Here is a 15,518-nt window from a genome sequence, read left to right as displayed (position 1 = left end):
TGATGCAACAGACTTGGGTGTCTGCGACAGACCCTGCGACCGACCTGCCCGCGCCCCTCGCGCCCGTTGTGGCAGAGTATCGGATTGCGCCCGGAACGGCGATCGCCTATCCAGTCAAAGCGGGGCAATTTATCCAGATTATCGACGTAGACGGCAGCCAGTGTTCAGATTTTCTGGCTTTTGCGGGCGAGGGCTATGGGGAGGAACTGGACGGCACCGTGACGCGGACGCTGCTGGGCCTGGCGATGCCCCAGGTGGGTTTGTTCAGCCACTATTTTTCTCAGCAGATGCGGCCGCTGGTGGAGGTGGTGCAGGATACTTGCGGTCGCCATGATAGCTTCATGCTGGCCTGCACTCGCCGCTATTACGAAGATGCAGGCTATCCAGGGCATCCCAGTTGCAGCGAAAATTTTAATCAGGTGCTTAGGGACTACGGCATTGCGCCCCGGCTGGGCTGGCCTGCAATCAATTTCTTTTTCAATACTGAGGTGGATGGCACGGGCGCAATTATCGCCGGAGAAGCCTGGTCGCGTCCGGGGGATTATGTGCTGCTGAGGGCGCACCAGGACTTGCTCTGTGCTAGTTCAGCCTGTCCCGACGACATCGACCCTATAAATGGCTGGCATCCTACGCCCATTCACGTCCGCATCTATGGGGCGGAGTCTTCGTTCCCCAGGCTGAGGGGCCATCGCGCTGCGCCCAGTCTGCCGCTGCGCCTGACGCAAGACAGCGCCTTTACGCCGCGCATCCGAGACCTGACGCGACATCTGGCAGACTACAACGGCTTTTGGGTTCCCCTCTCCTATCCTCAGCAGGGCAAGGCGGCGGACTATTGGGCCCTGCGGGAGCGGGTGGCGGTGATGGATCTGTCGGCGCTGCGAAAGTTTGACCTGACGGGAACCGATGCGCTGGCGCTGCTCCAGTGGGTGTTTTCGCGCAATGTGGCTCAACTGGCGGTGGGGCAGTCGGCCTATGGCTGCTTGCTGAATCCCCACGGGGGGATCGTGGACGATGGAATTGTGTTTCGCTTGGGCGAAGCGGCTTTTCGCTATGTGGGCAACTGCGACACCGATGCCCTGTGGCTGCACACCGTGGCCCAGGAGCGGGGCTTTGCGGTGGAGATTCTGCCGACGAGCGATCGCCTCCATAACTTATCCGTGCAGGGGCCCCGCTCCCGCGACCTGCTGACTCCGCTGATCCGGTTCGACCCCCAGTGGGGCCTCTCGACGCTGGCGGAACTGGGCTACTTCCGCTTTGCCACGGGGACGCTGGAGGGCATCCCGGTGTTTGTTTCGCGCACGGGCTACACGGGAGAGTTGGGCTATGAACTGTTTGTAGACCCCTGCGACGGACTGGCGCTGTGGGATGCGGTGATGCAGGCGGGCAAACCCTTTGGGCTGTTGCCGATGGGGATGGAGGCGATCGACTGCGCCCGCATCGAAGCTGGGCTGCTGGCGGCAGGTCGCGAGTTTAGCGACCTGATTTCCCCGTATCAGGCGGGCATTGGCTGGAGTGTGGCGCTGAAGAGTAAGGGTGATTTTATCGGTCGGGCGGCTCTGGAAGCGCTGCGATCGCGCCCCCCCTTCGTCGCGGTTGGGCTAACCCTGGCGGGCAATGAGGTCGCCTGTGGCGGGCAGGGGGTCTATGCCGAAGGGCAGCCCTGGCGGATTGGGCAGGTGACGAGCGGGACGTTTTCGCCTGTGCTGAACCGCAGCATTGCGATCGCCCAGATTGCGCCGGACTATGCCCAACTGGGAATGGTCGTTGAGGTTGGCTTTTTGGATGGTATCAAGCGGCGCGATCGCGCAACGGTCGGCCCCCTTTCCCCCTACGACCCCACCAAAAGCCGGGTCAAAGCATAGCCAGCAGACTCCGACTTTTGGGGTTCCGCAACGCTTGTATCTCTACCTCCATCTCCACCTTTTGGTGTTCCGCAACACTTGTATCCCCATCTCCATCTACGCCGCGCCCTATGCCCCCCGCCCCCTCAACCGATCGCACGCTCTGGGACTTTGCTGGAATTGACGGGCTGCAAGTCGCCCGCCACCTGTTTGGCGAGTCCATTGCCCGCATCAGCCCGTTCCAATCCCTGACCACGGCGCTGCAAGGCTATCCCTGCGCTGTGCTGCGGCTGTGTGAAAACAACTTTCGGGTTGCCCTGCCGCAGGCGTTGGCGCTGGACGGGCTGATTCGTCCGCTGCCCTGGCGGGTCTGGGTGGCGCGATCGCCCTACCTGACTGCACTCACGCTGCCTGTTGGGCCGGGCCTCTCTTGGCTCTATCGGTGGGCCACGACCAAGCCGCTGTATACGCTGCAACCGCTGCCGGGCAATCGCGCGGTTCCTGCCCGACTAGATGGCATTGCTGTCCTAATTTGGCATCACGAGTGGCTGGGGCAACCCCGGCTCGACCTCCACCTGGCCACTGCTGATGTGCCCTTGGTGCGGGCGCAGATGGCGGCCGCGGGGGTGAGGGAAGACTAGCGGGCGATCGCCCCTTAGAAGCGCCCTACAACGAAGCCCAGAACCCTGACCAGAGGAAAACATCTCTGCTCACCCGATCCAAACCTCATCGAACCTGGTCAAAATTCATAAAGTCCCGCCCAGCAAGCACCCCAGACTGAAGGACTGCCCCCCTCTCCGCCTTCCGACGGCATTCAGTATCCGCTTTAGCAAAATCAGCTTGTCGGAACAAGCTATAAACCCCAGTATTTGGAGCGGGCGATCGCTCTAGGCCCAGAGCGTTAATCCCAGATCCAAACTATCAGGCAAAAGAGGTGAAACCAAACGATGACTCCTCGCGTGGCGATCATTGGGGCGGGCCCCTGCGGACTCTCTCAGCTTCAAGCCTTCGAGCAGGCGCGGCTGAAGGGGGCCGACATTCCAGAAATCTTGTGCTTTGAAAAGCAGGCCGACTGGGGCGGGCTGTGGAACTATACCTGGCGCACCGGGCTGGACGAGTATGGCGAACCCGTCCACGGCAGCATGTATCGCTACCTCTGGTCGAATGGCCCCAAGGAATGCCTGGAGTTTGCGGACTACACCTTTGACGAACACTTTCAGCGCCCAATTCCCTCGTTTCCGCCGCGCGAAGTGCTGTATGACTACATCACCGGGCGGGCTAAAAAGAACAATCTCCGGCGCTACATTCAGTTCAGTACGGTCGTGCGGCAGGTGGAGTTTACCGAGGGACAGTTTCGCGTCCGCGTCAAAGACTTGGTAGCTGACCAGGAGCGCGTTGAAACCTTTGACTTTGTGGTGGTTGCAACGGGGCACTTTTCAATTCCCAACCTGCCCAAGTTCGAGGGGATTGAGCAGTTTCCCGGCCGCGTTCTGCATAGCCACGACTTTCGGGAAGCCCGCGAATTTGCAGGGAAGGATTTGCTGGTGGTGGGCAGCAGCTATTCGGCTGAGGACATTGCGCTGCAAACCTATAAGTACGGCGCGAAATCGGTCACCATCAGCTATCGCACTGCACCGATGGGGTTCAAGTGGCCGGAGGGCATCGAAGAAGTGCCGCTGCTGACCAAGCTGGAGGGCAAAGTGGCGCATTTCCAGGACGGCAGCAGCAAAAAGGTGGATGCCATCGTGTTCTGCGTGGGCTACCAGCACAGTTTCCCGTTTCTGGAAGACAATCTGCGGCTCAAAACCAAGAACCGCCTCTATCCCGGCTCACTCTACAAGGGCATTTTTTGGCTGCCCAATCCCAAGCTGATGTATTTGGGAATGCAGGATCAGTTCTATACCTTCAGCATGTTTGATGTGCAAGCGTGGTATGCGCGGGATGTGATGCTGGGGCGCATTGCCTTGCCGTCTTATGAGGAGATGGCTGCCGACATTGCCCACTGGCAGGCGCGGGAAGAGAGTCTGGCCAATCCCTTTGAGCAGATTGACTTTCAGAAGGATTACATTGTCGATCTGGCGGATCAGGTGGACTATCCTTCCTGTGATTGGGAACTGACGACGGAGCTATTTAAGGCTTGGGAACACGATAAGGAACAGAGCATTTTGGGCTATCGAGATAAGGTGTTTCGATCTCCCTGCACGGGGACGGAAGCAACGGTACACCATACCCCGTGGATTGAGGCGATGGATGATTCGCTGGCTAGCTTCTTAGGGAACTAGTTGGAGAACTAGTTAGGGAACTAGCGTCCCCGTTCCTGCTGCTTCGCTGCTTGTGTCGAACTGACTTGAGACTTACCTGAACTGACCTGGATTTTGCACTAAGATTTTGCACTAAGGAGGTTGACCCGTGACTGCTCTCGTTCCCAAGCCGGAAACCCTGACCCACCTAGAAGCCTACGTCGCTCAACCGGGGCGTGCAGAACTGGTGGCCCAGGTTCGCGCCAAGATTGATGAACTGGGTATCCAGTACATCTATTACCAGTTTGTGTCGGTGACGGGGCGGATTACGGGTAAGGGGGTTCCTGCGGCTCACTGGGAAAGCGTTGCAGAGCGGGGCATCCAGCTTGTGTATGGGGCGATGGCCAATCTGTTTCTCGACCGCTACGGCAACTATATTGGCTACGGGCCCGAAGCGTCGGAACTGGTGGCGATTCCTGACCCGGATACCTTTTGCCAGTTGCCGTGGGACAAGCGGGTGGCTCGCGTCTTTTGTACGTGCTTCCGCAACCGCGAAGAGCCGGAAGCGCCCGGATCTTATCTGACGGCTGACTGTCGCGGCAATTTGCGCCGTATTCATGCCCAGTTTCAGGCGGATCACAACGGGCTGCACCTGCGTCATGGCACAGAGCCAGAGATGATGTGGCTGAAGAAGGGGCCAGATGGCAAGCCGGATGGCGGAGTGACGAAGCCCAATTGCTACCATATCCACCAGTTTGAGGAATTGCGGCCGGTGGTGCTGCGGGTGATTGAGTATGCGAATGCGATGGGGCTGGATATGATTCAGGGCGATCATGAGGATGCGCCGGGGCAGTTGGAGCTGAATTTTATGTTTGATGAGGCACTGCGGACGTGCGATCGCCTCACGACCTATCGCCAGATCTGCGCCCAGGTAGCCCGCGAATTCAATCTGATTGCCTGCTTTATGTCGAAGCCGTTTATGGGGTTATCGGCCAACGGCTGTCACCACAACCTGTCGCTGTGGTATGGCGGACAGGATGAGGTCAACGCCCTAGGGCTGGATTCGCTGCCTGGAATGCCTGGTACGTTTAGCTATCGCAAGGGCGGCGAAAATACCTTCCTGCCCGACCCCAGTCTCAGCAAGACCAAGCCCGGCCCGATCGGGCTACAGTCGATTGGCGGCGTGATTGAGCATTTGGGGGCGCTGACGGCGATTGGCTGCTCTACGGTCAACTCCTATCGCCGCCTGTGGGATAAGGGACTGTGGGCCCCGGTCTATGCGGATTGGGGCTTTCAGAATCGTACCTGCGGGCTGCGAGTCTCGGCACCGGGTCGGTTTGAGTATCGCGCGGTAGATTCGATGGTCAACCCGTACTTGATGGCGGCTGCTCTGCTGAAGGCGTTTGATGATGGGATTCGGCGCAACCTCGATCCGGGTGAGCCGGAAAGCCGAAACCTCTACGAAGCGATGGAGGCTGGAAAACAGGTGAAGAAGCTGCCGATGTCGCTGGGGGAAGCGCTGGCCCGACTGGATGAGGATGAGGTGATTCGGTCTGCGCTGCCGGGTGAGATGTATAAACTCTACGCCTGGTACAAGCGAGACGAATGGGAGAAGTTTCTGGCGACGACCTCAGACTGGGATGTGGAGATGTATCTGGATTGCTTGCCGTAGGGTGTTTATGAATCCTTTGAAGATCAGTTACTTGAAGTAGTTTGCCTGAAGTAGTTTGCTTGAAGCAGTTTGCTTGAAGCACCTTACTTAAAGCAGTTCACTTAAAGTAGCTCACTTAAAGTAGCTTACCTGAGTTAACTTACTTGAAGTAAATAAGCAGGTTTAGCCCCGGAATGGTGCGCGAGAGCGTCCACAGCAATAGGCCGGTGTAGATCAGTCCAAAGGCCCACTGATACCAGACCAGGGTGGTGATTAGCCCCGGCAGATGCTCGTCGCGCAGGCGGATGTCGTTGAAGCCGAAGCGCAGCAGGTTGTTGGCGCTGAGGTCGAGATAGTTGAGCCAGTTCCAGCGGCGATCCCACAGCAGCGGTGCATAACGTTCCCGAAACATGGGGTAGCGGGGAATGGTGGGCAAGCGTCCGATGAGAATCCGCAACTGGCGCAGCGTGCCCTCTTCGACAAAGTAGCTCACGTCCATTTTGGGATGGAACCGCCCGCCGCGATAGAGCAAAAACAGCAGGATCGCCGGGACGGGAATGATGACTGTGCCCAGACAGGCGAGGGTGAGCCAGGGTGATTCTGCGAGCCGAAAGACGATGGATAGGCCGATGGTGGCCAGTAGCCCGGTGCTGCTGAGCATCCACGCGGCTTCGGTGGGGGTGGGCAGGATGGGCTGGGGATGGAGCCGCCGCACGCGGTCTACTAGCCAGAATACGAGCGCAAAGTAGGCGACGGCAATTAGCCCCACGCCGAAGGTGAGTCCAGAACTGGTGCCGTAGCGGGTCAGGGTGAGCAGGAGCGCTAGCCCGACCCAGTTTAGCGCAGTGCCCAGCCAGCCAAAGATAGAGCGGGGTTCGCTGGCAACGACGCGATCGCGCACTTTGACATAGGTGGCCAGGTCGATGCTGTCGAGTTTGAGCAGGTCGCCCAGGCTGCGAAAGGGGTGCTGGGCGCGGGAAAGGGCGATCGCCTCGGCCTGTTTTGCCGAAAAGCCAATCTGCTGAAGCTGTGCCTGGGAAGCGGTGTTCAGGTTCAGGCCCCAGAGGGAGCGCTCGATTTGGCGCGATCGCAGTCGTTGCGCCAGGTAGCCGATCTGGTTGGCATCGTCAATTTGCTCGATGGAGCGGAAGTTTCGCACTAGGTTTCGCAGAATGGTTTCGTTGCCTTGCAGGGTGGGCACGGAAATGGCTCGGCCGATCTGCCCTGGACTGCCGAGGATTTTGGCGCGATCGGGGTTGAATTGTAGCCCCGCAACGTTGAGATAGGCCCCTGGGGCAAAGCTGGCATCACCAAAGTCGGTCTGCGCCTGAATGACTGCGCCGCGCAGATTCACGGGCTGCCCAAACTGCACTTCGCGGAAGGTTGCTGCCTGCTCAAACACTGCATCCGAGAGGAATAGCGACTGGGCAAACTGGCTCTGGTTGAAAATTGCCGCTGCTTCCCAGTGGGTTTGGGCAAAGTCGGCATTCCCTTGCCAGCGCACCCGGCTGAAGTTGGCGACTTGCTGGAACGTCGCCCGATTGAAATTTGCCGCGCCCTGAAACTCGCTGCTCTGGAAGGTGGCTGCGCTCAGGAAGCGCGATCGCCCGAAGGTGGCTCGCTCAAAAAAGATGACGCTGCGAAACCGGGCCTCCTGACGAAAGCGGGCATCGGCAAAGCTGGCGGACTGACCAAAGCGGGCATCGGACCAATCTGCTTCCTGGCTAAAATCGGCTCCGGCGATGTCTACTTTGCCCAAAAAAAACGTGTTGCTGAAATCTGCCACGCCCTCGATGCGGGCCTGGGACAGCAGCAGGGGGCCGCGCAGTAGGGTCAGCTTGAGGACGGGGGGCGGGTCTTGGGTCAGCAGGGATCTGGATAGCTGGCTGAGTTGGGTAATTCGACGGCGATCGCGCTTGAGTTGGTTGCGCTCGTCTTCCGTTAGCAGGTCGGATAGCTCGTCGCCAAAGACCGGAGCCTGCAAGCCCAGTTGGGCGATGTCGAGCTTGCCCTGGATGAGGCTGCTGCTGAGGTCGAGGCCGAGGGGTGTGGGCGATCGCCGCAAGGTTGCCTGCACCAGCCGATAAAACTGGTCGCGGAAGGCGATATTTTCCGGCCGCAGGTCGATCGCTACATTCCGCAAATCAATCGCTGCGCCATCGTCCAGGGTCAAGGGCTGTTTGAGCCGCTGCTGCAATAGCTCCAGCGTTAGGGGCTGCTGATCTTGCAGCGGGGCTGCGGCCTGGGCGGGAGGCATCCCTCCCAGCGCGATCGCCAGCACCAGCAACGCCACCGCCCCGACCCATCCCAGCCTCCGCAAGCCTGCCCACCGTTGCTTCAGTTGCCTGCCCAGCCGCGCCTCCACGTTTTGCCTGACCCCCATCTACCCGTCACAAGGTTCGCCACAGCGTTTGCCCTTGCATCATCCCACACACCCGCCACCAGATTTGCCATAGCCCGTCAGTCTAGCCGTGCCGCTGGATTCGGCGGTGTTCCCCGTTTTTCGCCTTTCGCCAAAATCACCAGGGCTTTGTCGATATCCCGCACTTTAATCGCCCGCACTGCCGTCAGCAAAGCGCGAATCAGCGCCACTTCATCGTCAGACAAGACCACCATTTGCTGAAGCTCCGTTGTTAGACTTCAAGACCGATTTTACACCTATAGACACTTAGGCACAAGTGACTATACCCGCGTAGGACTATGGAGAGAGTATTGTTTAAGACGCTGGTTATGGCAGGAGAGAAAAAAACTCTCAGAGTATATTTAACCTCTGATGTCGAGAAAATTCTGAGAGTTCTGAGTGCAATTAAAAATCAGAGTATTAGCGAAACCGTTCAAATTGCGCTAGAGGAGCATTTCGCTCGGCCAGATAACCAAGACTTGATCGATCGCCACAGAATCAACGAGATTCCAGAAGACTGATATGACCGCTGAGCGATTTAGCGCTGTGAGGTTTGCTTGTAACCCGGCAATTATTGCAATCTTGCATATGACCTTGCATTCCGAACCGCCCTCATTCCCCTGCCCGCCTACAATAGGTGCATTCGAGAGATGCATTTAAGGACGTTTGAGGTTTCGCTATGCTGCCGATTGACCTACAGCATTTGCCCTCCAGCGAAGAGCTACCTTGCTCGGATGATACGCCCGTGGACAATGAAGACCAGAATCTTTTGCCCAATATCCTGCTGTTTTTGCTCAACTCGATTTGGGCGAACCGCAACGATTGGTACTTTGGCGTGGACATGGGCATCTATCACACGACGGGCAAAAGTCCCAGAGTGCCAGTAATTCCCGATGGATTTTTGAGTTTGGGGGTTGACCGTCGCAAGCCGAGCCGCAAGGGACGAGGACGGCTCAGCTATGTGCTGTGGGAAGAGAACAATATTCCGCCGATTTTGACGCTGGAGTTGGTTTACCACAGATATGGCGGGGAGTATGACGAAAAGATGGACGTCTATGCCCGCTTGGGGGTGCTGTACTATGTCATCTACAATCCAGAGTTTTGGCAGCGGGACGGGCATCAGCCCTTTGAGGTTTACAAATTAACCGATGGGCAGTACGAGTTGCAGATTGGGGAGCCGTACTGGATGCCGGAGGTGGGGTTGGGCATTGGTCGGCATCACGCTATGTTTGGAAATTTGCCGCAGGAGCAGTTGGCGTGGTTTGATGCGAAGGGCGATCGCTACCTGAGTGAAGCTGAAATCGAACGGCAGCGGGCCGAAGCCGAACGGCAGCGGCGGGAGCAAATCGCACGGCTTTGATCCAGACCAGTTGCCGCCCGGCTAAGTGCTTGACAAGTGCCTGAACAATAGGGGCGACGGAGAAGGACGTTTCTTCAGCAACATCCGGTTCAAGGCCGAAGCGCTACGCCCCAGCCCCTAGCTTGGTTAGCAGCGCTTGGGTAGCTTGGGTCGGCTGCTGCGCTTGCATGATGGCTCGCACGACGGCAACCTGGGTTGCGCCAGCAGCGATTACGTCGCCCAGATTTTCGGCATCGATGCCGCCGATGGCAAACCAGGGTATGGGCGAATGGGCTGCGGCGTAGCGCACGTAGTCCAGTCCAGCAGCGGCTTTGCCCGCTTTGGTTGGCGTTTCGTATACGGGGCCCACGCCGATGTAGTCTGCGCCTTCGCTAAGGGCCCGCTGCATTTCGTCGGGGTTGGTGGTGGAGCGGCCGATGATGCGGCTGGGGCCGAGGATTTGCCGGGCCAGGGCGATGGGAATGTCCTGCTGACCCAGATGCACACCGTCGGCATCGACGGCCAGAGCAATGTCTACTCGGTCGTTGACCAAAAACAGGGCATCGTAGCGACGGCAGAGGTGACACAGCTTTTCGGCAAGCTGGAGCCGGGTGGGGTCTTCAGCAGTTTTGTCGCGATATTGCACCAGGCTCAGCCCGCCCTGGAGCGCGGCTTCCACAATGGGCAGCAGGTGTTCGTGGGGCGAGGTGACGAGGTAGAGGGGCGATCGCCGCAGTTTGTGCATCCGTCCGTCGTGCGATCGCCCCATGAGTTGGCTGTCCAGCGCATAGACGCGATAGCGGAGTTGCTTGCAGGCGGCGGCCATCTCTGGTCGATCGAGTTTGCCGTATTCTTCTAGCACTCGCAACGCCTCTTGCACCCGGCACAGGTTGGCTCGCAGCAGCGCATCCAGGCTGGGACGCTCCATTTCGGCAGTGTGGGTCAGGTCGGTGCCGGGGTCGCTGGGGGTGTCGCGGGCGGCTCGCAGGTCGGCGGTGTGCCACTGGGCGAGGTGCTGGCGCAGGTCTTTGCATTCTGCGGTCAGGCTGGCATCGTTCAGCCCAAAGCGGCACCATTCTTCTACGATTCGCAGTCCCTCGCGGGCCCGATCCAGGTTGGCATCCAAAATGCGGTGAATCGCGGTGAGGGGGCGGTCGGCTGGGTGGTTCATACGACAAGGGATGGGGGTGGAAATGATGGGCTTTGGAGGGGTTGGGCGGAATTGGGGAGCAAGTTGCAGCAAAACAGAGCCGAGAGCCATGCCGAGAGCGATCGTAGCGAATTTGGGCAGCGGGGGCAAAGGCGGGAGGGGAAGTGTGAATGTTGCTGGGGAGAAATTGGGGCAGAGGGCGCTAGAAGGAGCGGGGGAAATGATGGGGGCGATCGCCAGAAGTTGGCTTTATTCGACTGGCTTCAGAACTTTTTTACATAAAAAAGTGAGCAGTTTTTGAGAGATTCGCTAGTATGAATGGCTGAATTTCTAAACACCATAACCCCGTCAGAATTTCCAGCTTTTTTGGGAGGGCAACGATGACTCTAAAGGGATGGGTACGGCCGCCAGTTGGGATGCGAGTGCAATCTATTCGGTCGATTCGGCAATCTCCAGCGACTCTGCACATCCAGCAGTGGGGCCAGTTGGCTGTTCTAATGTTGGGGCTGTTGGGGACGTTGGGAGCGCTGGAGGGTGTGCCTCGCCGATCTGCCCAGGCCAATGAACCTGTGGTGCAAGCGGCTGTTTCCCAACTGATCTTTGTGCATCCGGTGCTGGGCAGCGATGCCACGGGAGATGGATCGCCGCGATCGCCCTTCCGCACGATTACCCACGCTGCCCGACTTGCGCCGCCCAATACGGTCATTCTGCTTGCAGCGGGAACCTATGCAGCGGGCAACGGGGAACAGTTTCCGATTTTGCTGCCGCCGGGGGTGGCGGTGCAGGCAGACCCGACCACGGGCGGCGAGGGGGTGGTGATTCAGGGGCAAATCGCGCAGGGCGGTGCGACCCCGATGGCTGTGACTGCTGCCCCTGCTGCGACTGCTGCCCATCCTGTAATGCCGCGCCCAGCTACGCCGCGCCCATCTGCCGGATCTGCTATGCCGATTGCGCCGCAGACCAGCATCAGTGCTGAGGTTGTGGAAGAACCCGCTGTGCCGTTTCCCTTGGCAGCGGCGGGCGCAGGGTTTCTGCCAACCACGCCGACGGGCGATTTTCCGGTATCCAGCGGGCTGAACCCGCAGCGAGGAGCCACCCCGCGCACGTTTGGGCGGGCGGCTGGAGGGCGATCGCCCTCGTCTGCTAGTGCCCTGCCCGCAGCGCCAATGCCAATGCAGGGTTCGATGCCAACGCAGGGTTCGATGCCAACGCAGATTGCGCCCCAGTCTCTCCAGGGCATTCCCATTTCCGTTGCGCCGCCTGCGGTGATCTACCCACAACAATCTCAAGCGGGAGATGGCAATAGCCCATTGCCTAGTCAGTTTGTGCCTGGCCAACCCATGCCTAGCCAGCCCATGCCCAGCCAGCCCACTTCGTCCGGGGGCTTTGCTATGCCGACTCCTGTGCGGCGGCCGGTTGAGCAGCGTGCCTTTCGTCCTTTGCCCCAGCGCACCTCCCAGGGTGGTGCAGTGGCGCTCTCGCCGTCTCGTCAGGAACCTGTTGCGAATTTTCAGGGCGTGATTGAGATTCCTGTACCGCCGCCAGAAAGCTCTGGACGTGTGGCTCCGCGCCAGGCTGGGGGAACAGTGCAGCGATATGAGCGTCCGCCTGCGGTGGGGCGATCGCCCGTCGCCGTTCCGCCTGCTCCTCCCTACACGCAATACACGCTGCTGCCCGTGCCCGACCCCAATGCACCAATTGGCAACGTCAGCGGTGTGCCCAGTGTGCCTGTGTCTGGCGCTCGTCCCCGCCCCACTACGCCCGTTGCCAGCCGCGCCAGTGAGCTGGGGCTGCGCTATCGGGTGGTGGTTCCCGCTGCTAGTGCGGCTGTGCAGGATCGCGTGCTGAGCGTGTTTCCTGGCGCATTTCTCACCTACGATCGCCGCCAGTCGGTGGTTATGCAGGTGGGCGCGTTCAATAGCGAAGCCAATGCCCAGGAAGTGATTGATATTCTGCGTCAGAACGGGGTTCGCGCCCAAATTGAGCGAGTGGACTAGGCGGGGTTTTGGATTTGGGATTTGGGATTTTGGATTGCCGATTAAGCTTTTGGGTGGCTTTCAGCAATTTTGGCGTTGCTGAACAGAAGTATGATTCTCGTGCTTAAGCATCTTGCAGCGCGCCACTTGGAAGGATAAGGCGGGTTTCTGAGGGCGGAACTACAGCCCTACTATAGCCCCAAATGTTTTTGCACCTGCCGCAGGGTGCGCTGCATGTCGGGAAGGCGTTTCCAGGCGGCGGCGATGCGGCGAAATTCGGTGGCGGGCATGGCGGGTGCGCCCATGATGATGCTGTTGGGCGGAATATCGGCGTGGATCATGGATTTTCCGGCAATTTGGCTGAAGTTGCCGATGTGTACTTGGTTATTGATGCCGACCTGTCCGCCAACGATGACGCGATCGCCCAGGCTGCTGCCGCCGGCCATGCCTGTTTGAGCGGCGATCGCGCAGGCTTCGCCAATGGTGCAGCCGTGACCAATCTGGACGAGATTGTCGATCTTGGTGTTGCGGCGGATGCGGGTTTCGCCGACGGCGGGGCGATCGACGGCACTGTTGCAGCCGATTTCTACGCCGTCTTCGAGGACGGTGCGGCCGGATTGCTCCATCTTGAGCCAGCCGTCGCGGGTGGGGACGAAACCGAAGCCTTCGGAACCGATGACTGCGCCGCTGTGGATGACGCAATCTGCGCCGACTTGGGTGCGCTCGTGGAGGGTGCAGTTGGCGTGGAGGATGGTGCGATCGCCCAGGGAAACGCCGGGATACAGCACGACGTTGGGATGGATGCAAACATGGTCGCCCAGGACGCAGCCTGCCTGGATCACCACATTTGCGCCGATGGAGATATGCTTGCCGAGGGTGGTGGTGGGGTCGATGATGGCGCTGGGGTGAATGCCGGGGGCGGGCTGAAAGGGTTGGTAAAACAGGGCGATCGCCTGGGCAAAGAGGAGGCGCGGGTTGGGGGTGGCGACCCAGGCGATGGAGCGATCGCTGGCGGCCTGTTGCAGGGCAACATCCTGGGGCAAGATCAGGGCGCTGGCGGCGGTGGTGGCGACCTGCTTGGCAAATTTACCGCCTTCGATGTAGCTGAGGGTGCCGCTGGGGGCCGATTCGATGGGGGCGATCGCGCTGATGTCTGGGTCAAGGTCGGGCTGCTGGGGGAGGCTGCTATCCAGGGTGTGACCTGGCTTGCCGAGCTGGTGGACAATTTCGCTAAAGCGCATTTTGACAGTCTCTTCGACAGATTCTTAGGGGTGGATCTATGAAGGGTGGGTATCGTTGGGCTGCACCGGACTGACTTTGGCCCGAAACAGCAGGCGATCGCCCCAATAGTATCCAGCAAAGCGCACCCGAATGCGATCGCCCGGTTGCACTGCTGTCCTGGAAGCCTCCATCAGTTCGTGCTTTTGGGGGTCATAGCCTGCTTCGCTGCCAATCGGCGCAATGGTGGTCACGTCCCAATCGGTGAGCAGTCGCTCAAGCGGGCGCAAGTGGGGCACGAGTTGTCGGGCTGGAAAGTCAGGGTTTTGCTCAATCACATTCAGGAAGACGGGCAGTTTTTCGAGCAACGGCTCTAGCTGCAACAGCGCGGCCCGCTGGCAGGACTGGACGGCTTCAGTTGTCTGCTGTTCGACTTGGCGCTGCAACCGCTCATACTCTTTTTGCAGGGTCGTATTTTGCAGGGGCGTATTTTGCAGGGGCGTAAGCGATTCGGATCGAGCAGCTTTTGAGGTGGACTGTAGGTCTGGACGTGCGACGGGCGGAGAACCCGAAAAGGTGGCAACCAGGTCGCCAATCGAGGTGTTTAAGGCTTGGCCGAGTCGGGCGATCGCCCCCACGCGCAGCTTTAGCACACTGCCGCGCCGCAGTTGGTCGATTTGCCAAGTGGATACGCCTGCTTGCTGAGCTAGGGCGGCAAAGCTGGGAATGCCAGCCTGCTGCATGAGCGATCGCAACTGCGGCGTATAGGGAAACGAATCTTTAGACGAAGCCATGCGGTGAGCCAGACGCTATGCCAAGTGCATCTTAAGAATCGACGGAGAGGCCCGCCGCACCTTGCATAAAATCGTCTCATGTCCGAGGCGCGAACAGGCCTCAAAACGGTGGCAGCCTGAAAATCCGTAATATTGCCCGTCTACTTCTAGTACGTCAATCGGTTCCTGGAGTCCAATTTCCTGGATGGATTCCATCAGCGCCCGGACTTTTTCCTGGTCATTTTGGCGAAAGAGCGGTCGCTGGATTAAGCGAATGGGGATTGCTTCGATTCTCATGGTAGTGAAAAGGGTAGTGGAACGTCGTGTGCAGTGCAGTTTGTGCAATGTAGTTTGTGCAATGTAGTTCGTGCAATGCAGGTCTGTTGAGGCTGCATCTGCACCAGCAGCCTGCTTTTCTTAAGCATACTCATAACGAGTATGACTTGCAAGCGATCGCCCTGGAAACTCGCTAGATGGGGCTTTGCGGCTTGCCTAGGTGTTTTTCGGACTTTTTTAATACTTCTTCACGGATTCTTCATGATTTTTCTGCGTAAGTAGCGCCGCAGGAACCGCGTTTCTGATGAAAATATTGTAAATTATGCTAGCAATATAAAAACTTGAGCAAAAGGCTCTCGAACGTAACTCTATATTTCTCTGTCGGCTTTATTTAGCTAATGTTTTTCGCTTTATTAATAGCTGATAGACCTTCGTATTATGGCTGTAGATTGCGGCTATAGATTGTGGCTGTAGATAGTAAGGCAACGTTTTACAGCGATGTCGTATTGGTATTCTTCGGGCTAACAATATCTTGATTTCTATCTTCTAAAACTCTTAGCTGTTGCTGTATATGGGGCTGAATCTCTACGTCTTGTCTGAAAATTCTCCTGATAATCAACATGTAGGTTGGTCAGTCAGCCAGAATCTAGAAG

12 protein-coding genes are annotated in these 15,518 nt (G+C 58.5%); 6 read left to right on the top strand and 6 right to left on the bottom strand.

Annotated elements, in window-relative coordinates; genetic code table 11:
- Window positions 1-2 precede the first annotated feature (2 nt).
- The 4 genes from HNI00_RS15920 (at window position 3) to HNI00_RS15905 (ending at window position 5,753) form a co-directional block, all read left to right on the top strand.
- Window positions 3-1,862 (top strand): DUF1989 domain-containing protein, encoded by a 1,860-nt coding sequence (locus HNI00_RS15920; RefSeq protein ID WP_316787546.1) that lies wholly within the window; start codon window positions 3-5, stop codon window positions 1,860-1,862.
- A gap of 110 nt (window positions 1,863-1,972) precedes the next feature.
- Complete coding sequence (locus tag HNI00_RS15915; protein ID WP_316787545.1) at window positions 1,973-2,482, top strand: hypothetical protein; 510 nt, start codon at window positions 1,973-1,975, stop codon at window positions 2,480-2,482.
- 306 nt (window positions 2,483-2,788) lie between these two features.
- The gene (locus tag HNI00_RS15910; protein WP_316787544.1) at window positions 2,789-4,123 is read left to right on the top strand and encodes an NAD(P)-binding domain-containing protein; all 1,335 of its coding nucleotides are present in this window, start codon (window positions 2,789-2,791) and stop codon (window positions 4,121-4,123) included.
- Window positions 4,124-4,280: 157 nt separating this feature from the next.
- Window positions 4,281-5,753, top strand: coding sequence for a glutamine synthetase family protein (locus HNI00_RS15905; RefSeq protein ID WP_420156375.1), 1,473 nt, complete (start codon window positions 4,281-4,283; stop codon window positions 5,751-5,753).
- Window positions 5,754-5,892: 139 nt separating this feature from the next.
- On the opposite strand, the gene HNI00_RS15900 is transcribed toward HNI00_RS15905, so the two are convergent.
- Both HNI00_RS15900 and HNI00_RS15895 read right to left on the bottom strand, forming a co-directional pair.
- A complete protein-coding gene (locus HNI00_RS15900) occupies window positions 5,893-8,115 on the bottom strand; it encodes a pentapeptide repeat-containing protein (RefSeq protein WP_316787542.1) in 2,223 nt (740 codons plus the stop codon).
- A 77-nt stretch (window positions 8,116-8,192) separates the two neighbouring features.
- On the bottom strand, window positions 8,193-8,348 hold the full coding sequence (locus tag HNI00_RS15895) for a hypothetical protein (RefSeq protein WP_297079023.1): 156 nt from the start codon (window positions 8,346-8,348) through the stop codon (window positions 8,193-8,195).
- Window positions 8,349-8,812: 464 nt separating this feature from the next.
- On the opposite strand from HNI00_RS15895, the gene HNI00_RS15890 reads away from it, so the two are divergent.
- On the top strand, window positions 8,813-9,493 hold the full coding sequence (locus HNI00_RS15890; RefSeq protein WP_316787541.1) for a Uma2 family endonuclease: 681 nt from the start codon (window positions 8,813-8,815) through the stop codon (window positions 9,491-9,493).
- A gap of 103 nt (window positions 9,494-9,596) precedes the next feature.
- Here HNI00_RS15890 and HNI00_RS15885 read toward each other — a convergent pair whose 3' ends face one another.
- On the bottom strand, window positions 9,597-10,643 hold the full coding sequence (locus HNI00_RS15885; protein ID WP_316787540.1) for a thiamine phosphate synthase: 1,047 nt from the start codon (window positions 10,641-10,643) through the stop codon (window positions 9,597-9,599).
- A gap of 359 nt (window positions 10,644-11,002) precedes the next feature.
- Between HNI00_RS15885 and HNI00_RS15880 the strand changes: the two genes are divergently transcribed.
- A complete protein-coding gene (locus HNI00_RS15880) occupies window positions 11,003-12,619 on the top strand; it encodes a DUF1565 domain-containing protein (RefSeq protein ID WP_316787539.1) in 1,617 nt (538 codons plus the stop codon).
- Between the two features lie 170 nt (window positions 12,620-12,789).
- On the opposite strand, the gene lpxD is transcribed toward HNI00_RS15880, so the two are convergent.
- The 3 genes from lpxD to HNI00_RS15865 are packed head-to-tail and all read right to left on the bottom strand — an operon-like array spanning window position 12,790 to window position 14,886.
- Window positions 12,790-13,839: a UDP-3-O-(3-hydroxymyristoyl)glucosamine N-acyltransferase gene (lpxD, locus tag HNI00_RS15875; RefSeq protein ID WP_316787538.1), complete on the bottom strand. Its 1,050-nt coding sequence runs from the start codon at window positions 13,837-13,839 to the stop codon at window positions 12,790-12,792.
- A 36-nt stretch (window positions 13,840-13,875) separates the two neighbouring features.
- Window positions 13,876-14,610, bottom strand: a complete 735-nt coding sequence (gene grpE / locus HNI00_RS15870; protein ID WP_316787537.1) for a nucleotide exchange factor GrpE — start codon at window positions 14,608-14,610, stop codon at window positions 13,876-13,878.
- A 15-nt stretch (window positions 14,611-14,625) separates the two neighbouring features.
- On the bottom strand, window positions 14,626-14,886 hold the full coding sequence (locus HNI00_RS15865; RefSeq protein WP_172358108.1) for a sulfiredoxin: 261 nt from the start codon (window positions 14,884-14,886) through the stop codon (window positions 14,626-14,628).
- Window positions 14,887-15,518 lie beyond the last annotated feature (632 nt).

It is taken from the genome of Thermoleptolyngbya oregonensis NK1-22 (assembly GCF_032705245.1).
Taxonomy (GTDB): Bacteria; Cyanobacteriota; Cyanobacteriia; order Elainellales; family Elainellaceae; genus Thermoleptolyngbya; species Thermoleptolyngbya sichuanensis.
Note: the sequence above shows the minus strand (reverse complement) of the source record. Positions and strands in the feature narration are given on the sequence as shown.